At 71.2% G+C, this 26,778-nt stretch carries 17 protein-coding genes, 1 tRNA gene and 2 rRNA genes (1 of these 20 only partly in view); 5 read left to right on the top strand and 15 right to left on the bottom strand.

Annotated elements, in window-relative coordinates; genetic code table 11:
• Positions 1-31: 31 nt before the first annotated feature.
• The gene (locus RVR_RS27320) at positions 32-1,369 is read right to left on the bottom strand and encodes an NsdA family TPR-like regulatory protein (protein WP_202236538.1); all 1,338 of its coding nucleotides are present in this window, start codon (positions 1,367-1,369) and stop codon (positions 32-34) included.
• Positions 1,370-1,395: 26 nt separating this feature from the next.
• Entirely contained in the window at positions 1,396-1,848 is a 453-nt protein-coding gene (locus tag RVR_RS27315; RefSeq protein WP_237404993.1) for a DNA-processing protein DprA, read from the bottom strand.
• Positions 1,849-2,191: 343 nt separating this feature from the next.
• Here RVR_RS27315 and RVR_RS27310 point away from each other — a divergent pair, with 343 nt between their 5' ends.
• The 4 genes from RVR_RS27310 (at position 2,192) to RVR_RS27295 (ending at position 4,833) form a co-directional block, all read left to right on the top strand.
• Positions 2,192-2,401, top strand: coding sequence for a hypothetical protein (locus tag RVR_RS27310; protein ID WP_202236537.1), 210 nt, complete (start codon positions 2,192-2,194; stop codon positions 2,399-2,401).
• Between the two features lie 87 nt (positions 2,402-2,488).
• Complete coding sequence (tgmA, locus tag RVR_RS27305) at positions 2,489-2,725, top strand: putative ATP-grasp-modified RiPP (RefSeq protein ID WP_202236536.1); 237 nt, start codon at positions 2,489-2,491, stop codon at positions 2,723-2,725.
• 30 nt (positions 2,726-2,755) lie between these two features.
• A complete protein-coding gene (gene tgmB, locus RVR_RS27300; protein WP_202236535.1) occupies positions 2,756-3,709 on the top strand; it encodes an ATP-grasp ribosomal peptide maturase in 954 nt (317 codons plus the stop codon).
• Positions 3,706-4,833, top strand: a complete 1,128-nt coding sequence (locus tag RVR_RS27295; protein ID WP_202236534.1) for a methyltransferase domain-containing protein — start codon at positions 3,706-3,708, stop codon at positions 4,831-4,833. The genes tgmB and RVR_RS27295 overlap by 4 nt, the downstream gene beginning before the upstream one ends.
• 313 nt (positions 4,834-5,146) lie before the next feature.
• Here the strand turns inward: RVR_RS27295 and RVR_RS27290 are convergent, their stop codons facing one another.
• The 9 genes from RVR_RS27290 to RVR_RS27250 all read right to left on the bottom strand — a co-directional run bounded on the left by RVR_RS27290 (position 5,147) and on the right by RVR_RS27250 (position 20,595).
• Positions 5,147-5,617: a Dps family protein gene (locus tag RVR_RS27290; RefSeq protein WP_202236533.1), complete on the bottom strand. Its 471-nt coding sequence runs from the start codon at positions 5,615-5,617 to the stop codon at positions 5,147-5,149.
• A 224-nt stretch (positions 5,618-5,841) separates the two neighbouring features.
• Complete coding sequence (locus RVR_RS27285) at positions 5,842-6,243, bottom strand: helix-turn-helix domain-containing protein (RefSeq protein ID WP_202236532.1); 402 nt, start codon at positions 6,241-6,243, stop codon at positions 5,842-5,844.
• A gap of 131 nt (positions 6,244-6,374) precedes the next feature.
• A complete protein-coding gene (locus RVR_RS27280; RefSeq protein ID WP_202239259.1) occupies positions 6,375-6,932 on the bottom strand; it encodes a CinA family protein in 558 nt (185 codons plus the stop codon).
• Positions 6,933-7,030: 98 nt separating this feature from the next.
• Positions 7,031-7,951, bottom strand: coding sequence for a CDP-diacylglycerol--glycerol-3-phosphate 3-phosphatidyltransferase (gene pgsA / locus RVR_RS27275; protein ID WP_430393248.1), 921 nt, complete (start codon positions 7,949-7,951; stop codon positions 7,031-7,033).
• 119 nt (positions 7,952-8,070) lie between these two features.
• Positions 8,071-9,777, bottom strand: a complete 1,707-nt coding sequence (gene rimO / locus RVR_RS27270) for a 30S ribosomal protein S12 methylthiotransferase RimO (RefSeq protein WP_202236531.1) — start codon at positions 9,775-9,777, stop codon at positions 8,071-8,073.
• A 135-nt stretch (positions 9,778-9,912) separates the two neighbouring features.
• On the bottom strand, positions 9,913-10,734 hold the full coding sequence (locus tag RVR_RS27265; RefSeq protein ID WP_202236530.1) for a helix-turn-helix domain-containing protein: 822 nt from the start codon (positions 10,732-10,734) through the stop codon (positions 9,913-9,915).
• Positions 10,735-11,098: 364 nt separating this feature from the next.
• Complete coding sequence (locus RVR_RS27260) at positions 11,099-13,879, bottom strand: DNA translocase FtsK (protein ID WP_202236529.1); 2,781 nt, start codon at positions 13,877-13,879, stop codon at positions 11,099-11,101.
• 179 nt (positions 13,880-14,058) lie between these two features.
• Complete coding sequence (locus RVR_RS27255; protein ID WP_202236528.1) at positions 14,059-14,772, bottom strand: response regulator; 714 nt, start codon at positions 14,770-14,772, stop codon at positions 14,059-14,061.
• Between the two features lie 324 nt (positions 14,773-15,096).
• A complete protein-coding gene (locus RVR_RS27250; RefSeq protein ID WP_202236527.1) occupies positions 15,097-20,595 on the bottom strand; it encodes a HAMP domain-containing protein in 5,499 nt (1,832 codons plus the stop codon).
• Positions 20,596-20,924: 329 nt separating this feature from the next.
• Here RVR_RS27250 and RVR_RS27245 point away from each other — a divergent pair, with 329 nt between their 5' ends.
• A complete protein-coding gene (locus RVR_RS27245; RefSeq protein WP_430393187.1) occupies positions 20,925-23,552 on the top strand; it encodes a SpoIIE family protein phosphatase in 2,628 nt (875 codons plus the stop codon).
• 139 nt (positions 23,553-23,691) lie between these two features.
• Here RVR_RS27245 and RVR_RS27240 read toward each other — a convergent pair.
• The 4 genes from RVR_RS27240 to RVR_RS27225 form a co-directional block, all read right to left on the bottom strand.
• Positions 23,692-23,764: transfer RNA gene (locus RVR_RS27240), tRNA-Thr, on the bottom strand.
• 51 nt (positions 23,765-23,815) lie between these two features.
• Positions 23,816-24,502 carry a DegT/DnrJ/EryC1/StrS family aminotransferase gene (locus RVR_RS27235; protein WP_202236525.1) on the bottom strand — a complete coding sequence of 229 codons (687 nt, stop codon included), beginning with the start codon at positions 24,500-24,502 and terminating at the stop codon, positions 23,816-23,818.
• A 175-nt stretch (positions 24,503-24,677) separates the two neighbouring features.
• Positions 24,678-24,794: ribosomal RNA gene (gene rrf, locus RVR_RS27230) — 5S ribosomal RNA — on the bottom strand.
• 105 nt (positions 24,795-24,899) lie between these two features.
• Positions 24,900-26,778, bottom strand: a 23S ribosomal RNA gene (locus RVR_RS27225); it runs 1,247 nt beyond the window's last position.

The raw sequence follows: 26,778 nt of genomic DNA, 5'->3' as shown, positions 1-26,778 counted from the left end.
CAGATCGACACGAATTGGAGTCAGCTCGGGATCAGGCTCCGAGCCCGTCGAGCAGGTGGTCATCAAGGTCCATCACCCAGGTCTCTTGCCGCCACGGTCGCAGCGCCTGACGTGCGTCTCGGAGCCGGAGCGCTGGCACGCGACCACCGGTCGCGGCCGCGGCATCGACGGACTGGTGCAGCAGTTCGACGGCGTCCTGCGGCGCGCCCATACGGATGCGGGCGAGCGCCTGGTCAACTGTGACGATGGCCCGCTGTACTAGCTCGCGCGGGGCGGCGAGCGCGGCGGCCGAGTGGGCGAACCGATCGTGTGCCGTCGCTGGATCGCCGACATGCAGTTCGCACACGCCCTCGAAGCCGCGCAGATGGCCCGCTGAGAAGCTGGTGACGGCAGGGTCACCGGCGTGGTTCGCCTCCATGTCGTACCAGGCCAGCCGGAGCGCTGTATCCACCTGCCGTGCCTGCCCGGCCCGCGCCAGCATCTCCGCCTGGAGGGCGTGCGCACGGGCCCGAACGAGGATGCTCTCCCCGCGTTGGGCCGCCCGCACCGCGCGGTCGGCAAGCACCCGCGCGGCGGCAAGATCGTGGGTGGCGTACATGGTGGTGAGGGCGTGGCTCATGTGGACGCCGGCCTGCCGCCACGGCCTGCCTAGCTGCGCAGCTTCCCGGGTGGCCGCCGTGTAGGCGGCCCGAGACGCCTCGTCGTCACGAGTCTCGAAGGCAAGCCGAGCTGCGACGGTGTAGGCGGCAACCGCGGCCTCCCTGAGCGACTCCTGAAGCGGAGCCGACGGCACGGGTGCCGCGAGGAGCCGCCGCGCGGCGTCCACGGCGGGCGCGAGGAGAAGCTGAAGGCGCACCATGGGCAAGGTGCCTACCTGACCGTTGACGTCCGCGACGGCCGCGGCAAGCCCGGCCACCGTTTCGTCGGTGGTGCGGGCCGGGTCGGCGAGCGCGGCGGCGAGCTGAGCCTGGAGGGCGGGTGAGAGGAGGGAGAGCATGCCCGCGCCCTGGTCGGTTGCCGCCCGTAGGACTGCGGTACGCAGTTCGGCGGTGCGTCGCTCGCCCTCGCCGAGCAGGTGCAGCGCGGTGAGGAGTTCGGCGAAGTCGCTGCCCGGCCCAATGGCGATGGAGCCAGCCGGGGTGCGGGCGTAGAGGTGGCCGAGGAGCAGCTGGTACCGGTCGTCAGGGCGGGTCGGCCGCGCGGCTTCCCAGCGGGCGACGGATCGTTGGACGCTGGCGACGGCGGGCAGCGCGGGCAGCCGCAGCTCGGCGGCAACGTTGGTGAGAGCGCGGGCCGTGCCAGCAAGGGACAGTCCGCGCCGTCGCCGCAACGCCTTCATGGTCGCCGCCCCCGCGGCACTGTCCTGCATGGGCCCATGGTGCACCCGCAGCAAGGTCACACGGGCACGATCAGGTGCGGTCTCCCCTGTTCGTGGGTGTAGTTGAGAGTCTGCCAGGTGCCGGAAGTGCCCGGGGGGCCCGTGAGTGGGAAGCCGATGGTGAACTGGCTGTGGTCCACCATCCATCGGTTTCGGGCGTGAAACGCCGGGGTCCGCAGTTCCGCAGCGCCCAGCTCGACGACCTCGGTAATCCGGTTCCGGGTGCGCGCGACGGCCTCCCGAGCCTCCGCCGGCTGCTGCTCGACGCGACCGGGGACAACGACAGTGAGAGGCGCTGCTGTGTTCTCGGCGAGCCAGAGCAGGGCGAGGGTGTCGATGCCGCGGGCGCCGCCGATGTAGAAGTGGGCGCCGGCGTAGGGGCGGAGGTGGTCAGCGAAGAGCTGGTGGTAGTCCTCCGTAGGGCGGTGGTTGGTGCTGCGGGTGCCGGTGATTGTCACAGCACTGATCAAGATCCACTCCGCGTCATAGGGTGTCAGATCCCGCTGCTCCTCCTCACACGAGACCGTCGTGTCCAGGAGATGCCCCGCGACCGCGCCACGGTCCGGGGTGTGGCCAACGCCGGAAGGGGCGCGACATGGGGACCCTACTGCACCCGCCCGAGAGAAATCAGCCGACCGAGGCACGACCGACGCCCACCCCGTGGCCGCTCCGGAGCCCGGTGTGGCCGGCCGTGACGCGCTGCGTGACCGTCACACACGCCGACGGGAGCGAGACGAAAAGCATCATGCACGTGGCCTACGAGCCGGGCACGGCGCCGCCTCCTCAGACCGTCCGCCGGATTTGCATCCGGGCGTGCCGGACGTGCGCCGCGGAGCCGGAGCAGTGACCGCCTGGTGCACGCCGGGCCAGCACGACATGTCGGACCGGGACATGACCCTGCTGACATGGGAGGACATGCCCGACGGCGGTGCGATCCCGATCTACGGCTGCCCGCCCCACGTCCGCGAGCAGGGGCTCGTGCCCCGGATCGCCAGCGGGCGCCGAGGCACGCCGCCGAAGTAGGTCCAGCGGCCTACCCCATGAACTCCGGGCCATCCACGGGTGCCGCCCGGTGACCCACACCATCCACATCAGGAATGAGGATCACGCATGCCCACCGAACTGCTGGAACGTGTCCGCCCCTTCGGTCTGACCCAGGCCGTCCCGGTGCGCCCGGTGTCCGACCCGCTGCCGGCACTCACGCTCTGCCCCGAGCGGCAGATCAGCATCACCGAGGACGGCGTCCCGTTCGTGTTCGAGCCGCGCATGTCGTCGGCGTTCGAGACGGTCGCCCAGACGCAGGAGGACCACCAGCTGGACGAGGAGAAGTCGAACGACACGGACTGACCTGGACGAGGTGATGGGAGGAACTGACCGATGACCGTCCTGGTGCTGACCCAGCCCTCCGACGCGACCGCTGACCTGGTGATCGCGGAACTCAACCGGCGGGCGGTGCCCGTCGTCCGACTGGACCCCGGGGACTTCCCGGAGTCCGTACAGGTCACGGCCCGTATCGGCGCGCGGCACAGCGGCTGGATGGGCGAGTTACGTGGCCAGCACCGGGACGTCTCCCTGGATGAGGTCAGCTCGGTCTACTACCGCCGGCCGTCACCGCACCGCCTGCACCCCGGCCTGAGCGACCGGGACGCGAAGTGGACAGCCTCCGAGGCCCGCGCGGGCCTCGGAGGGCTGCTCACCGCCCTGACCGCCCGGTGGGTGAATCACCCGCACCTGAACACGCCGGCCGGGGTCAAACCCCACGCCCTCGCCATCGCCGCCCGGTGCGGCCTGGCAGTGCCCGACACGCTGATCACCAACGACCCCGCGGCGGCCCGCGAGTTCGTCGCCGGCCTACCCGGCGGAGTCGCCGCGTACAAGACCATCGGGACCACCGGCCCGGCCGGCACCGGTGGAGAGGCCGTCGCCGTGTGGACCACCCAGGTTCGCGCCGACGACATCGACAACAGCGTGGCCCTGACCGCCCACCAGTTCCAGGAGTGGATCACGACCGCCTACGAGGTGCGTCTGACCGTGGTCGGCCCGAAGATGTTCGCCGCCGAGATCCACACCCCAACGCAACTCGCGGACGTCCGCACCGACTACGCCGCCCACACCTACACGCCCTGCGACGCACCGGCCCCGATCGCCGCCGGCGTGCGCCGCCTGATCGACGCGTTCGAACTCAGTTACGCCGCAATGGACTTTCTCGTTAGTCCAGACGGGACCTGGACGCTCGTCGACCTCAACCCGAACGGCCAGTGGGCGTACATCCCCGCGCTGCGCACCCCCATCACCCACGCCCTGGCCGACCTCCTGGAGGACCCCGCATGACGACCCCCACCACGTCCGCCGCCGACGAGCTGCGCCGCCTCATGACCGAACGCCTCGCCGCAGACGGCACCCTGCACGACCCGGCATGGCGCGACGCGTTCGCGTCGGTGCCGCGCGAGGTGTTCGTGCCCGAGTTCACTCTCCGGGCCCGCGGCGGGAAGGTCCGCTACACGCCGGCAGACCCGTCCTGGATCGCCGCGGTCTACCAGGACGCCTCCCTCGTCACCCAGGCCAACGACGCCGGCACCGCCACCAGCTCCAGCACCGCGCCCACGGTCATGGCCCGCATGCTGGAGGCCCTGGACGTCGAGGACGGCAACCGCGTCCTGGAGGTGGGCACCGGCACCGGATACAACGCCGCGCTCCTCTCCCACCGGCTCGGCGGGAACCGCGTGACGTCCGTAGACGTCGACCCGGCCCTGGTGGACGCCGCACGGGACCGGCTCCGCATCGCGGGCTACGCCCCGACCCTCGCGGCCGGCAACGGCATGGCCGGCTACCCCGACCACGCGCCGTACGACCGTCTGGTGGCGACGTGCGGCGTCGGCCGCGTGCCAGACGCATGGCGGACCCAGGTCCGGCCGCACGGCGTGATGGTCGTCGCCGTCGGGTACGGCATCGCCCGACTGGCGATCGGCGAGGATCACAGCGCGTGCGGACGGTTCCTACCGCACCTCACCGCGTTCATGGCGGCCCGCTCCACGCCCGACGCCACCACGGCCGCGGGCCGCCACGTCGCGGGCACCCTGGCGACCGCGCAGGGAGACCGCCAGGCGATCGTCGTACCGGTCGGCCTCGACGCCGAGGCGCCGCAGTTCCTCGCCTCCCTCGTCCACCCGGACGTCGCACAGATCAGCCTCACCAACGAGGAAGGGAAGGCGGTGCGCTGCCTGTACACCCCCGACATGACGTCGTGGGCGCGCATCACCATGCGAGACCCCCGCGAGGCCGAACTCATCCACGGGGGGCCGCGCGATCTCTGGGCGGAGCGCGCGCCTTACCTCCGCGCATGGGTCACGGCCGGGCGCCCCGGCATCCACCGCTACGGACTCACCGTGACCGCCGAGGGCGGGCACACCCTGTGGCTCGACGACCCGGCCGGGCACGCCTGGCCCCTCATGTAGTCCGCGCCCCTCTGGAGCCGCCCAGTCACTCTCCACGGCGCGGCCAGCGGGCCCCACGGCACCCCGTTCCCCTGGGGGCCGCCATCAGGCTGGGCTGGACAGCCTTTCGTGCAAGGAGGCGTCCTCCGTCCAGATGGCGGGGGTCCAGTCCCGGTGATGAGCCCCCTCGGGCGTACCCGAGGGGGCCTTCGCTTTACGCCTGGCTTACGGATTACGCCTGTCTTACGTCAGCTCCCGTAACACTCTGTAAGCCTGATGATCTCCTGAAGAAGGACTGCACCGCAGGTCAGAGGCGTGCATCTCTCTGACCTGGTTACACGTTCTCCGCCTGGAACATCCAGTGGAACTTCTCCAGGTCGGCGGTGATGCCGATGAGAAGGTCCTGGCTCACCGGGTCCGGCTCGTCGGTGCTCTCGATGCGTTCCCGCATCCGGGTGATGCAGGCGTCGAGCGCGGCGACCATGATCCCGACGACCTCACCGTCCTTGACCCACCCGTCGGTGACGGTGTCGATGCCGCTGGTCTTGGAGACCGTGCCGGCGCGCCCGTCGGGCGTCACGCCGATCGCCGAAGCGCGCTCGGCGACGGTGTCCGAGGCGGAGCGGGCGGCGTCCACGACCTCGTCGAGCTGGAGGTGGATGGAGCGGAAGCGGGGACCGATGACGTTCCAGTGCACCTGTTTCGCCAGCAGCGAGAGGTCGATCAGGTCCACCAGCGCGCCCTGGAGGGCGTCACCGACGGTCTTGCGGTCCTGCTCGGCCAGGGGGCTCTTCACGACAGTCATGCGCTGGTCTCCTCGCGGATCGACGCGTTCGGGTCCGGTTGATCCCGTACTGACCCCCTCCGCCTACCCTGCCTCCACGCCGTACACATGGCAAAGCGGACGACGCCAGCAGCCGCCGGCGGGCGCGGGGCGAGAGAACGCGACGGCCCCGCCACGGGACGGGTCGTCCCGGGCAGGGCCGGCAAGGCTGCGGCGGCGCGGCGGTGCCACGCCGACGCACGAGATCACGCGGCGACCACGTCCACGGCCTCCGCGGACTTCTTGGGCGCCTTGATGGTGATCCGTTCGTCCGGTGCGGACGGCACGGCCGTGACGGAGGTGACCGACGTGACAGCACCCAGCAGGGGCCTCATCGGCGCGGCCGGGGCCTCGGCGGCCGAGGACTGCGCCAGCTCCGCCAGCGACAGGTCGTCGCTGACCTCGCGCATCACCTCGGACATCGGCACGTCCAGGGCGTCGCAGATCGCCGAGAGCAGCTCGGAGGACGCCTCTTTCTGCCCCCGCTCGACCTCGGAGAGATAGCCCAAGGACACCCGGGCCGATGACGAGACCTCACGCAGAGTGCGGCCCTGGCGCTGGCGCTGCCGACGCAGCACGTCACCGAGCAGGCGACGGAGCAGGATCATCGGTGGCTCCCTCCTCGGACCGCGAATCCGCATCCTTCTCGCCCCACCGTACCGCCTCGGGCACCGCCCGTGCGGGGAGCGAAGACGTGTTCACTCAGGGCTGCAAACATCCCTTCCCCCCGTCTTCTTCCCTACCCTTGGCCGCCGGTAGTCGTACCGGGACCGTTACGTGTGGCCGTTCGGCCCTTACCGTCCTGCTGTCCTTCGGCCGGGGCCGCGGTGGACTCCGGACCCGCAACCGTACTCCTCCGGAGTTCGGCGGTGAGCAGTTCCAGGACAGCCGCCACCGAGGCCCGCCGGATCGCGCTACGGTCGCCGGCGAGCAGGAGCGGGGCCACCACGGTGCCCGACGGCCCCGCAACGGCGACGAAGACGGTGCCGACCGGTCGGCCGTCCTGCGGGGTCGGGCCCGCGACGCCGGTGGTCGAGACCCCCCAGTCCGCGCGGAGCCGGTCGCGTACGCCCTCGGCCATCTCCCGTGCCACGTCGGCGTCCACGGCGCCGCGCTCGGCGAGCAGGGCGGCGTCGACCCCGAGGAGCCGGTGCTTCAGATCGGTCGCGTACGCCGTGACCGAGCCGCGGAACGCCTGCGAGGCCCCCGGTACGGCGGCCAGCTCGGCGGCCACCAGCCCGCCTGTGAGCGACTCCGCCACCGCGACCGTCGCCGCGCGCCCCACGAGCAGCCGCAGCGCCTCACGCGCCGCCTCAGCCGCTTCCTGGGCCCCGGGCGACCCCGCGGGCGGCGTTCCGCCGCCGACGCCCGCCGATCCGCCCGGGTGCTCGGCGCTCACACGCCCTGCCGACGCTCGCGCTCGGCGGTCGGCGCCGGAGCGGGCGCGGGCGCCGTGTCGGCCTCCGCCACGGACCCGGCCTCGGCCACCGACCCCGTGCCCGCCGCGGCCCCGGCCTCCTCCCCCGCCCCGGCCTCCGCGCCGTCGGCGGTCGCGGCACCCGCACCCGCACCCGTCCCGGGAACGACCCTCTGCGCCCCGCCCCGCGCGGCCACGCCCGGCGCGCCTTCGGAACCCTCGCCGGACGCGGACTCCTCCCGGGCCGCGGCCGCCGCTTCCGCTTCCGCCGCCAGCCCGGCCCTGCGCAGGACGACGGCCTGGCGCACGTAGTCCACGCCGGTCGCCACCGTCAGCACCACGGCGACCGCCATGATCCAGGCCCGGATGCTGGCCAGCGGCCCGGTCAGCACCAGGACGTACATCCCGACCGCGACGCCCTGCGTGAGCGTCTTGAGCTTGCCGCCGCGGCTCGCCGGGATGACCCCGTGCCGGATCACCCAGAAGCGCAGGAGGGTGATCCCGAGTTCACGGAAAAGGATGACGCCGGTGACCCACCACGGCAGGTCACCCAGGGCTGACAGCCCGACCAGGGCCGCGCCCATGATCGCCTTGTCCGCGATCGGGTCCGCGATCTTGCCGAAGTCCGTCACGAGGCCGTAGCGCCGGGCCAGTTCGCCGTCGAAGAGGTCGGTGATCATCGCGATCGCGAAGGCGGCCCAGGCGAAGGAGCGCCAGGCGGGGTCGCCGCCGCCGTCGTGGACGAGCAGCAGCAGGAACCCGGGAACCAGCACGAGACGGGTCATCGTCAACAGGTTGGCGATGTTCCACAGACCGGCCTGGCCGCCGACGCGCCCCGCCTCGGCGCCCACCTCACCGGCCGCCTCACCGCCCGCCGGACCGGTCGGCACCTCGGCGATCCGCGATCCGGTGGAGACCCCGCTCCGCCCGCCGCCGCGGCCACCGGCGCCAGCCGCTGCGGCGGGATGCGCCGCGGCGGCCGCCCCGAGCGGCGGCGGTGTGGGCTCGGCGCCTCCGCTCATCTGCCCACTCCCTCGGAACACTCCGCGCCCTGGCCTCCGGGCGCGCCCGCCAGTTCGGGCAGCACTTCGGCGATCAGGTCCACGCCCTCGGTGCCCGTCACCTTCGCGGTCACGAACGTCCCGGGCGCGGGCCGCCACGCCCCGCCGGAATCCCCAACGGCCGCCGCGCCGGGGGCGTTCCCGCCGGGGGGCAGCAGGACGACCTGGCCGTCGGTCTCAGGCGCCTGGTGGTCGGCGCGCCCGGTGGTCTCGCCGGTCTCCTCGTCGAAGGACTCGACCAGCACCCGGACCGTCGCGCCGAGCCGCTCCTCCGCGCGCTGCGCGGTCAGCTCCTCGGCCAGCCGGGAGACCCGCGCGAGGCGGGCGGCGACCACGTCCTCGTCGAGCTTGTCCTCGAAGGTGGCGGCCTCCGTGCCCTCCTCGTCGGAGTAGCCGAACACGCCGATGGCGTCGAGGCGGGCCGCACCGAGGAAGCGCTCCAGCTCCGCGAGGTCCTCCTCGCTCTCGCCCGGGAAGCCGACGATGAAGTTGGAGCGGACGCCGGCCTCGGGCGCCTTCGACCGGATCGTGTGCAGCAGTTCGAGGAACCGCTCGGTGTCGCCGAAGCGGCGCATGGCGCGCAGCACACCCGGCGCGGAGTGCTGGAAGGACAGGTCGAAGTACGGCACCACGCCCGGGGTGCCGGTCATCACGTCGATGAGCCCGGGCCGCATCTCGGCGGGTTGGAGGTAGCTGATCCGCACCCGCTCCACGCCGTCGACGGCGGCCAGCTCCGGCAGCAGCGTCTCCAGCAGGCGGATGTCGCCCAGGTCCTTGCCGTAGGAGGTGTTGTTCTCGCTGACGAGCATGACCTCCTTGACGCCCTGCCCGGCCAGCCAGCGGGTCTCCCCGAGCACGTCGGACGGGCGCCGGGAGATGAACGAGCCGCGGAAGGACGGGATCGCGCAGAAGGTGCAGCGGCGGTCGCAGCCGGAGGCGAGCTTCACCGACGCGACCGGGCCCGAGTCCAGCCGCCGGCGCAGCGGCGCGCGCGGCCCCGACGCGGGCGCGACGCCCTCCGGCAGGTCGGGTACCTGCCAGGCCGGGTCCGGCTCCGCAACGGCCCCCGAAACGGCTTCCGCGCCGGCGGTCGCGCCGGCGGTCGCCTGCGCGCCGGCGCTGCCTCTGCCGGCCGCGGACTCACCCGGCGCGACGGCCGCGCCCTGCCCGTGCCCGGGCAGCGCCACCCCCGCCCGCGCGCCCCCGCCGGCCGTCCCGGACACCGCGCCCTGCCGCTCCGCCGGGCTCACCGGGAGCAGCTTGCGCCGGTCACGCGGGGTGTGCGAGGCGTGGATGCCGCCGGACAGGATGGTGCGCAGCCGGTCGGAGATGTCGGCGTAGTCGTCGAAGCCGAGGACGCCGTCGGCCTCCGGCAGCGCCTCGGCCAGGTCCTTGCCGTACCGCTCGGCCATGCAGCCCACCGCCACGACGGCCTGGGTGCGGCCCTGGGCCTTGAGGTCGTTCGCCTCCAGCAGGGCGTCGACCGAGTCCTTCTTGGCGGCGTCGACGAAGCCGCACGTGTTCACCACGGCCACATCGGCGTCGGAGGCGTCCTCGACGAGCCGCCAGCCGTCCGCCGCCAGCCGGCCGGCGAGCTCTTCCGAGTCCACCTCATTGCGGGCGCATCCGAGCGTGACAAGAGCGACGGTACGGGGTTCGGGCATGCGCACCAGCCTACCCGGTGGCCTGTCGCGGGCTTCGCCGCGCGGTCGGGCGAACGGGCGTCCACCGAGGCTCCCGCAGGGCGGCCCCGGCCCCCGGCCGGGGGGCCGGGGCCGGCACGATCCGCCGGCCGGGCCCTAGCCCTGCGTCGGGTCGCCCGGCGTGTACGTCAGGCGTACGACCTGGCCCTTGTCGCCCGCCGGCCCGAGGTCCTTGCCGTTGACGAAGAGCTGGACCGCGCCCGCGTTGCCCACGATCAGCTTGATCTTCTTGTCGTCGGTCCAGGTCTTGGACTGGCCCTCCTCCAAGGACGCCTGGAAGAGCTGCTTGCCGTTGCCGTCGGTGGCCTGGATCCAGCTCGCGCCCCCGTCGGCGGTGACCTTGACCGTGACCTTCCCGGGCGGGGCCGCGGCGATGGCACTGCTGGTGTCGGTCGGCTGCGGCGCGGTGGGAGCGCCGTTGCCCTGCGGCGAGGCCGTGGTCGTGGACGCGCTGGGCGAGGGCGTGGCGCTGGAGCCGGACCGGGCGGTGGGCTTGCCGCCGTCGCCACCGCTGCCGCTGACCGCGGTGTAGCCGACGAAGCCGATCACGGCCACGATCGCGGCGACCATGGCGGCGGTCCAGTTCGGCCGGCGCGGCTCGGACTTGATCCGCTCCGCCTCGTACAGCGGCGCGACCGGCGCGGCCGCGGCGTCGGCGTCGTGGTCGGCGGCGTACTGCTCGACCAGCGGGTCGGGGTCCAGGCCCACGGCGCGGGCGATGGCCCGGATGTGGCCGCGCGCGTAGACGTCGCCGCCACAGCGGGAGAAGTCGTCCTGCTCGATCGCCTGGAGGATCGGTACCCGCACCCGGGTGGTGGTGCTGACCTCGTCAACGGTCAGCCCCGCCTCGGTACGGGCCTGGGCCAGGGCGCGGCCGACCGAAGGACGGTCGGCGGGGGGCGGGTTGCCGATGGACACGAGGGCGCCTTTCGAGCGTGCAGCGGCCTGCTGGAAGGTCAGTCTAGGGGCGGTACGAAACACCGGGGGCAGCGGACCGGGGGTTTCGGCCGACCCCACGGCACGTGGTGATGGCCGTGGGGCGACGGTCGTCCGGCCTGTACAACCTGACGCGTGGACCGGGGAAACGGTTGCCGGAGAAACGGTTGCCCTTGAACGTGCCCCGACTCGACGGGGATCACACGTGGCACGACTCCACTTGTGTGACGAATGGTACGCACGTGCGGGTGCATCCGCCGGTAGCCGGGGCGGGTTCCCCCGCCGGCGGGCCGACACACCGCGCAGCGCCGGGGAAGCCGAGCACCGGCAGGCGCGCCGCCGCCGCTCAGGACGGCGCGTCGCCGCGGATCACCGCCAGCACCCCGTCCAGCTCGTCGCCCTTGACCAGCACGTCGCGGGCCTTGGAGCCCTCGCTCGGGCCGACGATCCCGCGGGACTCCATCAGGTCCATCAGCCGTCCGGCCTTCGCGAAGCCCACCCGCAGTTTGCGCTGGAGCATCGAGGTCGAGCCGAACTGCGTGGAGACGACCAGCTCGGCCGCCTGGCACAGCAGGTCCAGATCGTCGCCGATCTCCTCGTCGATCTCCTTCTTCGGGCCGCTGCCGACGGTGACGTCGCTGCGGTAGGTCGGGGTGAGCTGCGCCTTGCAGTGCTCCACCACCTTGGCGATCTCGTCCTCGGTGACGAAGGCGCCCTGCATGCGGATCGGCTTGTTCGCGCCCATCGGCAGGAACAGCCCGTCGCCCTTGCCGATGAGCTTCTCGGCGCCGGGCTGGTCGAGGATGACCCGACTGTCGGCGAGGGAAGATGTGGCGAAGGCGAGCCGGGAGGGCACGTTGGCCTTGATCAGGCCGGTGACGACGTCCACGCTCGGGCGCTGCGTGGCCAGCACCAGGTGGATGCCGGCAGCGCGGGCGAGCTGGGTGATCCGGACGATGGAGTCCTCCACGTCGCGCGGCGCGACCATCATCAGGTCGGCCAGCTCGTCCACGATCACCAGCAGGTAGGGGTACGGGGTCAGCTCGCGCTCGCTGCCCTCGGGGGTCTTCGCCTTGCCCGAGCGCACCGCGGCGTTGAAGTCGTCGATGTGCCGGAAACCGTACGCGGCGAGGTCGTCGTAGCGCAGGTCCATCTCGCGGACCACCCACTGCAACGCCTCGGCGGCGCGCTTGGGGTTGGTGATGATCGGCGTGATCAGGTGCGGGATGCCCTCGTAGGCGGTCAGCTCGACCCGCTTGGGGTCGACCAGCACCATCCGCACCTCGTCCGGGGTGGCGCGGCACATCACCGAGGTGATCAGGCAGTTGATGCACGACGACTTGCCGGAGCCGGTGGCCCCGGCGACCAGGATGTGCGGCATCTTGGTGAGGTTGGCCACCACGTAGCCGCCCTCGACGTCCTTGCCGAGCGCGACGGTCATCGGGTGGTCCTCGCCCGCCGCGTCCGCCGAGCGCAGCAGGTCGCCGACGTTGACCATCTCGCGGTCGCTGTTGGGGATCTCGATGCCGACCGCGGACTTGCCGGGGATCGGGCTGATGATCCGCACGTCGGGGCTGGCCACGGAGTACGCGATGTTCTTGGCGAGCGCGGTGATCCGCTCCACCTTCACCGCGGCGCCCAGCTCCACTTCGTACCGGGTGACCGTCGGGCCGCGGGTGAAGCCGGTGACGACGGCGTCGACCTTGAACTCCTTGAACACCTGCGTCAGCGAGGCGACGACCGCGTCGTTGGCGGCGCTGCGGGTGCGGCCGGGGCCGCCGCGCTCCAGCAGGTCGAGGGAGGGCAGGGCGTAGGTGATGTCGCCGGAGAGCTGCAACTGCTCGGCGCGCGGCGGCAGCGGCGGTTCGGCCCCGGAAGCGGCCGCGGGCTTCGTCAGGTCGGGTACGGAGCCGGTGCCGGCGGTGTCCTGGGCCCCGGTGTCGTCGGCCCGGGCGGCGGGCACGGGCTTCTTCAGCTTGCTGGTGAGGTCCGCGACCAGCGGGGACGGCTGCACGCCGTGCAGGACCGCGCCGTCGAGGGCGGCGGCCGCCGCGGCCGCCACGTCCACCGGGTCGAGGCCGAGGTCGTCGCCCCGGGCCGCGGTCGCCGGCTCGGCGCGCTTGCGGGACCTGCGGCGCGGCTTGTCCTGCTCGCCCTGACCGGTGCCGCCCATGGCCGAGGAGCCTTCGCCGTCACGCTCCATGTCGTACGGGTCGAGGTCGGCTCCCCGGCCGACGCGGGGCGTGGCCGGGCGGGCGGACACCCGGCGGACCGGGGAGTCGTCCCCGTCCGCCGCCGAGCGCGAGGACGCGGGGTCCGTGTCCTCGTCGAAGAAGTCCTCCAGCGGGACGGCCTCGGGGTCGGGCGGGGGCGCGTACAGGCCGACCCTGGCGCCGGCCGCCCGCAGCCGCTGCGGGATGGCGTTGACCGGGGTGGCGGTCACCACCAGCAGCCCGAAGACGGTGATCAGCAGGAGCAGCGCCGCGGCGAGCACGGACCCGACCGTGTAGTGCAGGGGCGCACCGGCGGCCCAGCCGATCAGGCCGCCGGCGTTGCGCAGCGCCTGGGCGCCGTCGGCGCGGGTCGGCGCGCCGCAGCCGATGTCGATCAGGCCGAGCACCCCGAGCACGAGCGCGGACAGGCCGATCACGATCCGGCCGTTGGCCTCGGGCTGCTCGGGGTGCCGCATCAGCCGCACCGCGACCGCGCCGACCAGGAACGGCACCAGCAGGTCCAACCGGCCGAAGGCACCGGTGACCAGCAGCGCGACCAGGTCGCCGACCGGACCGTCGAGGTTGGACCAGGTGCCGGCGGCGACCACCAGGGTCACGCCGAGCAGCAGCAGCGCCAGGCCGTCCTTGCGGTGGGCGGGGTCGAGGCCGCGCGCACCGCGCCCTATGCCGCGGAAGACGGCGCCGACGCCGTGGGCGATGCCCAGCCAGGTCGCGCGCACCATCCGGTACAGGCCGCCGGTCGGGGACGGCGCGGGTGCGGGTCGGGCCGCCGCGGCCTTCCTGGCGGGCGGTCGGGCGGCAGCGCTCTTGGCCGCGGGCTTCTTCGCCGCGGCCTTCTTGGCCGGAGGCCGCGCCGCGGCTTTCTTGGCGGTGCCGGACGTACGGGGGGCCATGGGCCGAGGTTACCGCCCTTGTGATCGAGGGACACGCCTGCTCGGGGATACGCCCGTTCGTGTCGGACCGCACGGGGCGCCGGGTTGACGCCGCGTCATGGGCCGGGGGCACCCCCGGTGGGGAGCGTGCCGCTCGGGTCGCGGGCGGCGGGCCGGACGTCCCGGCGTGCCGCCCGCGGTCACTCGGAACCGCTCTGCTGCCTGCCCAGCTCGCCGCCGCCGCCCGCGTCGCCGGGTTCGAGCGCGTCCAACGCCCGCCGCAACCCGGTGAGTTTGCGCTCCAGGTGCGCGGCGGTGGCCACCGCCGCGGCGTCCGCGCTGCCGTCGAGCTGCTTGCCGAGCGCCTCGGCCTGCTCCTCCACTGCGGCCAGGCGCGCGGACAGTTCGGCGAGCAGGCCGACGGACTCCTTGGCGCCGACGGCTCCCGCGCCGTCGACCGAGGCGCCCGACGGCGCGCCCTGCTCCAACTGGAGCCGCAGCAGCGCCGCCTGCTCGCGCAACTGGCAGTTCTTCATGTACAGGTCCACGAACACCGAGACCTTGGCGCGCAGCACCCATGGGTCGAAGGGCTTGGAGATGTAGTCCACCGCGCCCGCCGCGTAGCCCCGGAAGGTGTGGTGCGGGCCGTGGTTGATCGCGGTGAGGAAGATGATCGGGATGTCCCGGGTGCGCTCCCGCCGCTTGATGTGTGCCGCGGTCTCGAACCCGTCCATGCCCGGCATCTGGACATCGAGCAGGATCACCGCGAAGTCGTCGGTCAGCAGCGCCTTGAGCGCTTCCTCCCCTGACGATGCACGGACCAGGGTCTGGTCCAGCGCCGAGAGGATCGCCTCCAGCGCCAGCAGATTCTCCGGCCGGTCATCGACCAGGAGGATCTTGGCCTTTTGCACCACGCCACGCCCTCCTCGCCCCGGCTTGGGGCCTCCCCGACTCGCAATGCCGACGGAAGCGCCGGTCGCCGCCCCCGGGGGCAGCAATGTCCCGCCGCCCGTCCTTGTGCCGGTCATGGTAGCCGCACCCTGCCGGTCGCCACACCCTGTCACCGTCACGTCACCCACCACATACCGGAAACGCAGGCGGAGACCGTAAGGTTCCCAGATCCGGAGCGGCTCACACCTCACCCGACACTCAAGTCGGCAAAATAATCGGCCATCTTCGGGCAGGTTCGGCCGTCGAACCGATCATCGCGGCGGCCGTCGGGGCGGTCCTCGCGGCGCTCACCGCGCGTGCATCCAGTCGGCCATGAGCGCCAGCAGGTGATCGGTGTCCACCGGCTTGGTCACGTAGTCCGACGCGCCGGAGTCGATCGCCTTCTCCCGGTCGCCCTTCATCGCCTTCGCGGTGAGCGCGATGATCGGCAGCCCCGCGAACTGCGGCATCTTGCGGATCGCCGCGGTCGTGGCGTAGCCGTCCATCTCCGGCATCATGATGTCCATCAGCACCACGGCGATGTCGTCGTACTGCTCCAGGACGTCGATGCCCTCGCGCCCGTTCTCCGCGTACAGCACGGTCAGGCCGTACTGCTCCAGCACGCTGGTGAGCGCGAAGACGTTGCGGATGTCGTCGTCGACGATCAGGACCTTCTCGCCGCTGAAACCGCCGGTGAAGGCCGGGTACGCCTCCCCGTGCGCCGTTTCCCGCCCCGCCGTCCCGGAGTCGCTCCCAGGGCCCTCAGAGCCCCTTGCAGGGGCACCCTGGCCCCCTCGGCCGCCCCGGTCGTCCGCCGCGGCGGAGAAGGCGCCCGCGCCGCCGCCCGCCCCGTTCCCGCCCGCCTCCGGCCGGGACGGGCCGGGCGCGGTCTGCGCCGAGCGGCGGCGCAGCCTCGCCAGGCTGCTGCCCGGGCCGCGGGTACGCCCCTGGGACCGCTGCTCGGCCTCCGCGTCCTCGCCCCCCTCGATCGCCACCTGCGGCTGCACCGGCAGCGTGTCACCGAGGCTGAGCGGCAGGTACAGGGTGAAGGTCGAACCGCGGCCGGGCTGGCTGTCGGCGTGGATCTCACCGCCCAGCAGCCGGGCGATCTCCCGGCTGATCGACAACCCGAGGCCGGTGCCGCCGTACTTGCGGCTGGTGGTGCCGTCGGCCTGCTTGAACGCCTCGAAGATCACCAGCATCTTGCTCGCCGCGATCCCGATCCCGGTGTCGGACACCGAGAACGCGATCAGCGGCTGGTCGGGGTCGCGCAGCGTCCCCGCCTCCAGCAACTGCTCCCGGATCGACTGCGGCGCGTCCGGGCCGGCCGGCCGGATCATCAGCTCCACCGACCCGGAGTCGGTGAACTTCACCGCGTTCGACAGCAGGTTGCGCAGCACCTGGAGCAGCCGCTGCTCGTCGGTGTGCAGGGTGGCCGGCAGCTCCGGGGAGACCCGCACCGAGAAGTCCAGGCCCTTCTCCGCCGTCAGCGGCCGGAACGTCGCCTCCACGTAGTCCACCAGTTGCACCAGCGCGATCCGGGTCGGCGAGACGTCCATCTTGCCGGCCTCGACCTTCGTCAGGTCCAGGATGTCGTTGATGAGCTCCAGCAGGTCGGAACCGGCGCCGTGGATGGTCTCGGCGAACTCGACCTGCTTCGGCGACAGGTTGGAGTCGGCGTTGTCGGCCAGCAGCTTGGCGAGGATCAGCAGCGAGTTCAGCGGCGTGCGCAGCTCGTGCGACATGTTCGCCAGGAACTCGGACTTGTAGCGCATCGACACCGCGAGCTGCTCGGCCCTCTCCTCCAGGACCTGCCGCGCCTCCTCGATCTCGGTGTTCTTCACCTCGATGTCGCGGTTCTGCCGCGCCAGCAGCTCGGCCTTCTCCTCCAGCTCCGCGTTGGACATCTGGAGGGCGCGCTGCCGGTTCTCCAACTCGTCCGAGCGCTCCTGGAGTTGCTCGGTCAGCTCCTGGGACTGCTTGAGCAGCCCCTCGGTCTTGGTGTTCACCGAGATGGTGTTGACGCTGATCGCGATGATGTCGGTGATCTGGTCCAGGAAGTCCTTCTGGATCTGCGTGAACGGCTGGAACGCCGCCAGCTCGATCACGCCGAGCACCCGGCCCTCGAAGAGCACCGGCAGCACGATCACGTGGGCCGGCGGGGCCTCGCCCAGCCCCGACACGATCTTCAGGTAGCCCGGCGGCGCCTGCTCGATCAGGATCGAGCGCTTCTCCACCGCCGCCTGCCCGATCAGCCCCTCCCCCGGCAGGAACACCGACGACATGGTGCGCCGCGAGAAGCCGTAGCTGCCGACGAGCGCGAGTTCGTACTCCTCGCCGGACTCCGCGGTGTCCTGGGCGAGGAAGAACGCGCCGTGCTGCGCGGACACCACCGGGGTCAGCTCGCTCATGATGAGCGCGGCCACGTCCCGCAGGTCGCGCCGGCCCTGCATCAGACCGGAGATCCGGGCCAGGTTGCCCTTGAGCCAGTCCTGCTCCTTGTTCGCGAGCGTCGTCTCGCGCAGCCGGACGATCATCGTGTTGATGTAGTCCTGCAGCTCCAGGATCTCCCCGGCCGCGTCCACGTCGATCCGCAGGTTCAGGTCGCCGCGGGTCACCGCGGTGGCGACCTGCGCGATGTTGCGCACCTGGGACGTCAGGTTGTTGGCCATCAGGTTCACCGACTCGGTGAGGTCCTTCCAGATCCCCGACACGCCCGGCACCCGCGCCTGGCCGCCCAGCCGTCCCTCGGTACCCACCTCGCGGGCGACCCGCGTCACCTCGTCACCGAACGCCGAAAGCTGCCCGACCATGGTGTTGATCGTGGTCTTCAGCTCCAGGATCTCGCCGCGCGCGTCCACGTCGATCTTCTTGGACAGGTCGCCGCGCGCGACCGCCGTCGTCACCTGCGCGATCTGCCGCACCTGGCCGGTCAGGTTGGACGCCATGCCGTTGACGGACTCGGTCAGGTCCTTCCAGGTGCCGGCCACCCCCGGCACCCGCGCCTGGCCGCCGAGGATGCCCTCGGTGCCCACCTCCCGCGCCACCCGGGTGACCTCGTCACCGAACGCCGACAGCGTGTCCACCATCGTGTTGATGGTGTTCTTCAGCTCCAGGATCTCGCCCCGGGCGTCCACGTCGATCTTCTTCGTCAGGTCGCCGTTGGCGACGGCGGTGGCCACCGAGGAGATCGACCGCACCTGCGAGGTGAGGTTCGACGCCATGCCGTTCACCGAGTCGGTGAGGTCCTTCCAGATGCCCGACGCGTCGCGCACCCGCGCCTGACCGCCGAGCTGGCCCTCCGTGCCCACCTCCCGCGCCACCCGGGTGACCTCGTCACCGAACGCCGACAGCGTGTCCACCATCGTGTTCACGGTCGTCACCAGCGCGAGGATCTCGCCCTTCGCGTCCACGGTGATCTTGCGCGACAGGTCGCCCGCCGCCACCGCCGACGTCACGTCGGCGATGTTGCGCACCTGGGAGGTGAGGTTGTTCGCCATGAAGTTGACGGACTGCGTGAGGTCCTTCCACGTACCGCTGACGCCCTTGACCTCCGCCTGGCCGCCGAGGATGCCCTCCGTGCCCACCTCGCGGGCCACCCTGGTGACCTGCTCCGCGAACGACGAAAGCTGGTCCACCATCGTGTTCAGGGTGCTCTTCAGCTCCAGGATCTCGCCCTTGGCGTCCACGTCGATCTTCTGCGACAGGTCGCCGCGCGCCACCGCCGTGGCGACCTGGGCGATGTTGCGGACCTGGCCGGTCAGGTTGCCGGCCATGAAGTTCACCGAGTCCGTCAGGTCACGCCACACGCCGGCCACACCCGGCACCTGCGCCTGGCCGCCCAGCCGCCCGTCCGTGCCCACCTCGCGGGCCACCCTGGTGACCTGCTCCGCGAACGACGAAAGCTGGTCCACCATCGTGTTGATGGTGTTCTTCAACTCCAGGATCTCGCCCCGCGCGTCCACGTCGATCTTCTGCGACAGGTCACCGCGCGCCACCGCCGTCGTCACCTGGGCGATCTGCCGCACCTGCGAGGTGAGGTTGCCGGCCATGAAGTTGACGGAGTCCGTCAGGTCCTTCCACGTGCCCGACACCCCGTCCACCCGGGCCTGGCCGCCCAGCCGGCCCTCGGTGCCCACGTCCCGCGCCATCCGCGTGACCTGCTGCGAGAACGAGCTGAGCTGGTCCACCATGGTGTTCACGGTGTTCTTCAGCTCCAGCATCTCGCCGGAGACGTCCACCGTGACCTTCTGCGACAGGTCACCGTTGGCGACGGCGGTCGTCACCTGGGCGATGTTGCGGACCTGGGCGGTCAGGTTCCGGAACGCGTTGTTGACGGAGTCCGTCAGGTCCTTCCAGGTCCCCGCCGCGCCGGAGACCTGCGCCTGCCCGCCGAGCTGGCCCTCGACGCCGACCTCGCGCGCGACCCGCGTCACCTCGTCGCCGAACGCCGAAAGCTGGTCCACCATGGTGTTCACGGTGTTCTTCAGCTCCAGCATCTCGCCGGAGACGTCCACGGTCACCTTCTGCGACAGGTCACCGCCGGCCACCGCCGTGGTCACCTGCGCGATGTCCCGCACCTGCGCCGTCAGGTTCCGGAACGCCGTGTTGACCGAGTCCGTCAGGTCCTTCCAGGTCCCCGCCACGCCCGGCACCTGCGCCTGCCCGCCGAGCTGGCCCTCCGCGCCGATCTCCCCCGCGACCCGCGTCACCTCGTCGGCGAACGTGCGCAGCGTCTCCGTCATCGCGTTGATCGTCTCCGCGAGCTGCGCGACCTCGCCGCGCGCGCCGATGGTGATCTTCTGCGTCAGGTCGCCGTTCGCCACGGCCATCGTCACCTGGGCGATGTCCCGCACCTGCGCCGTCAGGTTCCCCGCCATCAGGTTGACGGAGTCCGTGAGGTCCTTCCACACCCCCGCCACGCCCGGCACCTGCGCCTGGCCGCCCAGCTCGCCCTCGGTGCCCACCTCCCGGGCCACCCGGGTCACCTCGGAGGAGAACGAGCTGAGCTGGTCCACCATCGTGTTGACGGTGTTCTTCAGCTCCAGCATCTCCCCCGCGACGTGGACCGTCACCTTGCGGGACAGGTCCCCCTTCGCCACCGCCGTCGTCACCAGCGCGATGTCCCGCACCTGCGCCGTCAGCCGGTACGCCATGGTGTTGACCGAGTCCGTCAGGTCCTTCCAGGACCCGGACACCCCCCGGACCTTCGCCTGCCCGCCGAGCTTGCCCTCGGTGCCCACCTCGCTGGCGACCCGCGTCACCTCGTCGGTGAACGCCGACAACTGGTCCACCAGCCCGTTGACCGTGCGTCCCACCTTCAGGAACTCGCCGCGCAGCGGGTGCGCCGACCCGTCCGCGTTCTGAGCCCGCAGGTCCATCCGCTGTTCGAGATCGCCCTCGGCGACCGCCGACAGCACCCGGCCGACCTCCGACACCGGCCGCACCAGGTCGTCCACCAGCGCGTTCGACGCCTCGATCGCCGCCGCCCACGAACCCTCCGACGGGCCCGACTCCAACCGCTCGGTCAGCTTGCCGTCCCGGCCGACCACCCGGCGCACCCGGGCCAGCTCCCCGGTGAGGTGCTGGTTACGGTCGGCGACCTCGTTGAAGACGACCGCGATCTCCGCCAGCGGCCCGTCGCCCGACACCGGCAACCGCTTGCGGAAGTTCCCGTCCCGCATCGCGGACAACGCCCCGAGCAGCTTGGTGAGCGCGGCCGTGTCGACCTCGACGGTCCCGCTGCCACGGGATCGCCCGTTCTTCGTACGCGTGACCGTGCCCCGCGCCGATGCGCCAGACTCCACCGTGTTCCTCCCGGAGGGTCGACCGACCCGCAGATGAGCAAGCTTGCAACCTTCAGAACATGCCCAGTGTTTCACTACGGCCCACCCCACCCATAACAGTTCGGCAGCATCCGGGGAACTGCGACCACGATCGGGGTGGAAACACGGGTAACCGGCGCACACACGGTCGGTGTGGGTAGGTAACGTGAACGGTGCCGCCGTAGCCGGGAGGTCCCCCCTCCCGACGGGCGCACACGCAGGGGAGCCGCCGAGTGACGTTCCAGCAGCACGGCGACGCACCGGCAGCAGCGGGCGGCGCGCCCGCGCGGACACGAACCATGAGGAGATCGGTGATCACGGCGCGGGCAGCGGCCACCTTCGAACCGGTGGGACGGTCGGTCGCGATCGCCCGCGCCTTCGTCCGCGACACCCTGCACGGCTGGGGCTTCGCGGACGTGGTGGACGACGCCGTCGTCCTGACCAGCGAGCTGGTCACCAACGCGGTGGTGCACGCCGGCACCGCCGCCGACGTGCAGTGCCTGCGGTACGACACCGCGGTCCGCGTCGAGGTCGCCGACCACTACCCCGAGCGCGAAGTCCCGATGCAGACCCGGGGCCGCCAGTTCCGCGAGGCCGACAACGAGGGCGGCCGCGGCCTGCTGCTCTGCTCCGCCCTGGCCAGCCGCTGGGGCGTGGAGTACTCCGCGGCAGGAAAGTACGTCTGGTTCCAGCTCGAACTGCCCCAGCGCCCCACCGGCACCCGCTCCGTCGGCCCGGTCCTGCCCACCGCGGACCTGCCGGTCGCCGACGAGAGCGTGCGCGTCGCCGTCGTCCAGGTCGACAGCGCCGGCGTCATCACCCGGTGGAACGACGACGCCACCGACCTCTTCGGCCACACCGCCGCCGACGTCGTCGGCAAGTCCCTCGCCGACCTCGCCGCCTGGCCGCAGACCCCCGGCACCGGCATCGGCCTCGCCGACGCCCTCCAGCACTCCCGCTGGGAGGGCACCTACGGCCTGCGCGACTCCGGCGGCAGGGTCCTGCCCGTCTACGGCTCCCACCTGCGGGTCCGCGACACCGCGGGCGAACCGTCCACCGTCTGCCTGCTGGTGCGCGCCGAGGAACGCGCGGTCCTCCAGTCGCCCCACCGCGGCACCAACGGCACCGACCCCCACGCCTCCCAGCGCGGCAAGGCCACCGACGCGTTCGAGGTCTTCATCGGCTCCCCCGCCCCCGACGACCTCGACGGCCTCCTCCAGCGCACCGTGGAACGCGCCCGCGACATGCTCGACGGCGACGCCGCCTACCTGCTGCTCGCCACCGACGACGAGACCGAGCTGGAGGTCCGCGCCTCCACCGGCCTGCCCTCCGCCCGCCAGCGCTTCGCCCGCGTCCCCGTCGAGGCCGGCACCGGCCGCTACGGCAGCGCCCGCATGCCCGCCGTCCACGAGGACCTCACCGCCGTGCCCGGTGCCGTACCGCTGCTGTCCGGCACCGGCATGCGCTCCGTCGTCACCGTCCCGCTCAAGGTCGAGGGCCGCCTGACCGGGTCCCTCGGCGTCGCCGCCGAAGCGCCCGGCCGCTACAACAACCAGGAGGCCCTGCGCCTCCAGTTCGCCGCCGACCGGATCGCCCTGGCCGTCGAGAGCGCCCGCCTCACCGAACTCGAGCGCCTCCGCCGCGGCTCGCTCTCCTTCCTCGTCGAAGCCTCCGACCTGCTCGCCGGTACCCTCGAACGCGACCAGACCCTGGCCCTCATGGCCCAGATGACCGTGCCCACCCTCGCGAGCTGGTGCGCCGTCTACACCATCGCCGAGCAGGCGGAACCCGAACTCGCCTTCGTGCTGCACGAGGACGAGGACCGCATCGACGGCATCAAGGCCCTGCTCCAGCAGGTCAGGCCGCCCGAGCCCGACCCCACCCCCGGCGCCCGGATCTGGACCGCCCCCTCCGACGCCGCGCACTCCAGCGCGCTGCGCGCCTCCCTGCGCAGCCTCGGCGTCGGCGCCGCGGCCGGCACACGCCCCGCCAGCACCCCCGGTGTCGCCCTGGCCACCGCCGCCGCGGTCGGTGGAGAAACGGTCGTGCTGCCGCTGGTCGCCCGCAACCGCGTCATCGGCATGCTCACCCTCGGCAAGCCCAGCGACGAGCGCTTCCGCCAGGAGATCCTCGAACTCGCCGAGGACCTCTCCCGCCGCGCCGCCCTTGCCCTGGACAACGCCCGCCTCTACAGCGAGCGCACCGCGATCAGCCAGGCCCTCCAGCGCAGCCTGCTGCCGCCCGAGCTGCCGGACATCCCCGGCGTCGAGGTCGAGGTCGTCTACCGCGCGGCCGGCGAGGGCAACGAGGTCGGCGGCGACTTCTACGACCTCTTCCCGATCCGCGAGGGCTGCTGGGGCTTCGCCATCGGCGACGTCTGCGGCACCGGCCCGGAGGCGGCCGCCGTCACCGGCCTGGCCCGGCACGCGCTGCGGCTGCTCGCCCGCGAGGGCTTCGGCGGCCCCTCGGTCCTCGAACTGCTCAACGCCGCCATCCTCGACGAGGGCGCCCGCAGCCGCTTCCTCACCCTCCTCTACGGCGAGTTGTGGCCGCGGGAGGACGGCAGCGCCGAGCTGCGCATGGTCTGCGCCGGGCACCCGCTGCCGCTGCGCCTGCGTCCGGACGGCACCGTGGAGCCGGCCGCAGAACCGCAGCCGCTGCTCGGTGTCATGGAGGACCTCGACCTCTTCGAGCAGTCCGTCACGCTCGACCCGGGCGACGTCCTGCTCTGCGTCACCGACGGCGTGACCGAGCGACGCGAGGGAAGTCGGATGCTCGGCGACGACGGACTGGCCGACGTGCTGGCCACGTGTACGGGCCTGACCGCCGGCGCGGTCGCCGCGCGCATCCAGCGCGCCGTGGAGCGTTTCGCGGCCGACGCGCCCTCCGACGACATGGCGATCCTCGCCATGCGGGTGCCGGCACTGCCGACGCCCTGAACCACTTCGTACCCGCACCACGCCGTCCCGCCCCGTCCCGCAGCGCCGGGGCCGGTCGCCGGGGCGGCGGCTACGGTCGCAGCACAGCTCCAGAACAGCGAAAAGGCCCCCGCCGTCACGGCGGGGGCCTTTTCCACGGAGCCCCAATACGGAATCGAACCGTAGACCTTCTCCTTACCATGGAGACGCTCTACCGACTGAGCTATTGGGGCGCGTCGATGGGAAGATCCTAGCCCATCAGCGCCCTTGTACGAAAACGGCGGTCAGACGACCCCGCCGAGCCGGTTGCAGACCGTCGCCAAGTGGGTCAACTCGCGCTGTGTCATGCCCGGGTGGAGCGGCAGCGACAGGCTGTCGGCGGCCACCCGCTCGGTCTGCGGCAGCTCGGCCGGCCGGGCCGCACGGTGCGCCGGCATCCGGTGCACGGGCACCGGGACGGCCACGGTCGCCGGTACCCCGCGCTCGACCAGCGCCCGCAGGTACGCGTCCCGGTCCGGCCGGCCGTTGCCCGGTACCCGGACGGTGTACCGCTGGTAGAGGTGGTGCGCGCCCGGCTCGGTGTACGGCACCACGACCCCGGTGAGCGCCGAGTCGAGGAACCGCGCGTGGGCCCGGCGGCGGGCGACGGCGCCCAGGTCCTCGCCATGGGGCGCCTCCTCGACCACGGCGAGCCCGTGCCGGAGCGCGAGGTCCGCCAGCCGGTCCAGGGCCGCCGGGTGGCCGAAGAGGTTCACCGGAACCAGGGCAGCGGTCCGCGCGGTGACACGGTCGGCCACCGAGGCAGGGTCCACGCAGTAGGTCCGGGCGTCGATGTCGGCGAACACGGGGGTCGCGCCGGCCAGCCGGGTCCCGTCGGCGGGCGCACCGGGACCGTACGACGGCACGATGACCTCGTCACCGCGGCCGATGCCGAGCGCGTTGAGGGTGTCCCGCACCACGGTCGCCGTCATCTCGCAAGCGATACCGGGCCGCCGTCCGGCAGTCGTCATCTGCTGCACGTCTCCACACCTCCGCCTGTCGGGGAGCCCAGGTTCCCGTGGGGACGTGAACATGAGGGTAACGAGCAGCAAAAAAGCCCCAACCCCCGGGACAAGCCTCGGGGGTTGGGGCCTTTTCTCAAAATTTGTTCGGCGGTGTCCTACTCTCCCACAGGGTCCCCCCTGCAGTACCATCGGCGCTGAAAGGCTTAGCTTCCGGGTTCGGAATGTGACCGGGCGTTTCCCTAACGCTATGACCACCGAAACACTATGAAACTCTCCACACACCACACACCCCGCCCGGTTCTCACCAGGCAATGGCATGTGGGTAGCTGGTTGTTTCAGAACCACACAGTGGACGCGAGCACACATGGACAAGCCCTCGGCCTATTAGTACCGGTCAGCTCCACCCCTCACGAGGCTTCCACATCCGGCCTATCAACCCAGTCGTCTACTGGGAGCCTTACCCCATCAAGTGGGTGGGAGCCCTCATCTCGAAGCAGGCTTCCCGCTTAGATGCTTTCAGCGGTTATCCCTCCCGAACGTAGCCAACCAGCCATGCCCTTGGCAGAACAACTGGCACACCAGAGGTTCGTCCGTCCCGGTCCTCTCGTACTAGGGACAGCCCTTCTCAAGACTCCAACGCGCGCAGCGGATAGGGACCGAACTGTCTCACGACGTTCTAAACCCAGCTCGCGTACCGCTTTAATGGGCGAACAGCCCAACCCTTGGGACCGACTCCAGCCCCAGGATGCGACGAGCCGACATCGAGGTGCCAAACCATCCCGTCGATATGGACTCTTGGGGAAGATCAGCCTGTTATCCCCGGGGTACCTTTTATCCGTTGAGCGACGGCGCTTCCACAAGCCACCGCCGGATCACTAGTCCCTACTTTCGTACCTGCTCGACCCGTCAGTCTCACAGTCAAGCTCCCTTGTGCACTTACACTCAACACCTGATTGCCAACCAGGCTGAGGGAACCTTTGGGCGCCTCCGTTACCCTTTAGGAGGCAACCGCCCCAGTTAAACTACCCACCAGACACTGTCCCTGATCCGGATCACGGACCGAGGTTAGACATCCAGCACGACCAGAGTGGTATTTCAACGACGACTCCCACCAAGCTGGCGCTCGATGATCAAAGTCTCCCACCTATCCTACACAAGCCGAACCGAACACCAATATCAAGCTATAGTAAAGGTCCCGGGGTCTTTCCGTCCTGCTGCGCGAAACGAGCATCTTTACTCGTAGTGCAATTTCACCGGGCCTATGGTTGAGACAGTCGAGAAGTCGTTACGCCATTCGTGCAGGTCGGAACTTACCCGACAAGGAATTTCGCTACCTTAGGATGGTTATAGTTACCACCGCCGTTTACTGGCGCTTAAGTTCTCAGCTTCGCCACACCGAAATGTGACTAACCGGTCCCCTTAACGTTCCAGCACCGGGCAGGCGTCAGTCCGTATACATCGCCTTACGGCTTCGCACGGACCTGTGTTTTTAGTAAACAGTCGCTTCTCGCTGGTCTCTGCGGCCACCCCCAGCTCACACCGTAAAGATGATCACCAGAAGTGGCCCCCCTTCTCCCGAAGTTACGGGGGCATTTTGCCGAGTTCCTTAACCATAGTTCACCCGAACGCCTCGGTATTCTCTACCAGACCACCTGAGTCGGTTTAGGGTACGGGCCGCCTTGAAACTCGCTAGAGGCTTTTCTCGACAGCATAGGATCATCCACTTCACCACAATCGGCTCGGCATCAGGTCTCAGACTCAAAGCTGCCCGGATTTACCTGGACAACGTCCTACACCCTTACCCCGGGACAACCACCGCCCGGGCTGGACTACCTTCCTGCGTCACCCCATCACTTACCTACTACAAGTCCGGTTCAGCGGCTCCACCACTCCCCCTCACTCCGAAGAGATCAGAGGCGGCTTCACGGCCTTAGCATCGCTCGGTTCAGTACTGGGCGCTTCAAAGCGGGTACCGGAATATCAACCGGTTGTCCATCGACTACGCCTGTCGGCCTCGCCTTAGGTCCCGACTTACCCTGGGCAGATCAACTTGACCCAGGAACCCTTAGTCAATCGGCGCAAGAGTTTCCCACTCTTGTATCGCTACTCATGCCTGCATTCTCACTCGTGAACCATCCACCACTCGCTTACACGGCGGCTTCACCCGGCACACGACGCTCCCCTACCCATCCGTACGGGCGTTGGCCCTCATGTACGAATGACACGACTTCGGCGGTACGCTT

The organism is Streptomyces sp. SN-593 (genome assembly GCF_016756395.1).
GTDB lineage: Bacteria > Actinomycetota > Actinomycetes > Streptomycetales > Streptomycetaceae > Actinacidiphila > Actinacidiphila reveromycinica.
This window is presented reverse-complemented; position numbering and strand designations above follow the sequence as displayed.

Excerpts from the sequence above, each read along its gene's own strand:
- RVR_RS27285 (WP_202236532.1), bottom strand. The coding sequence starts at position 6,243 with ATGATCCTGCTCCGTCGCCTGCTCGGTGACGTGCTGCGTCGGCAGCGC.
- RVR_RS27260 (WP_202236529.1), bottom strand. The coding sequence starts at position 13,879 with ATGGCCCCCCGTACGTCCGGCACCGCCAAGAAAGCCGCGGCGCGGCCT.
- tgmA (WP_202236536.1), top strand. The coding sequence starts at position 2,489 with ATGCCCACCGAACTGCTGGAACGTGTCCGCCCCTTCGGTCTGACCCAG.
- rimO (WP_202236531.1), bottom strand. The coding sequence starts at position 9,777 with ATGCCCGAACCCCGTACCGTCGCTCTTGTCACGCTCGGATGCGCCCGC.
- tgmB (WP_202236535.1), top strand. The coding sequence starts at position 2,756 with ATGACCGTCCTGGTGCTGACCCAGCCCTCCGACGCGACCGCTGACCTG.
- RVR_RS27235 (WP_202236525.1), bottom strand. The coding sequence starts at position 24,502 with ATGACGGCGACCGTGGTGCGGGACACCCTCAACGCGCTCGGCATCGGC.
- RVR_RS27320 (WP_202236538.1), bottom strand. The coding sequence starts at position 1,369 with ATGCAGGACAGTGCCGCGGGGGCGGCGACCATGAAGGCGTTGCGGCGA.
- RVR_RS27295 (WP_202236534.1), top strand. The coding sequence starts at position 3,706 with ATGACGACCCCCACCACGTCCGCCGCCGACGAGCTGCGCCGCCTCATG.
- RVR_RS27290 (WP_202236533.1), bottom strand. The coding sequence starts at position 5,617 with ATGACTGTCGTGAAGAGCCCCCTGGCCGAGCAGGACCGCAAGACCGTC.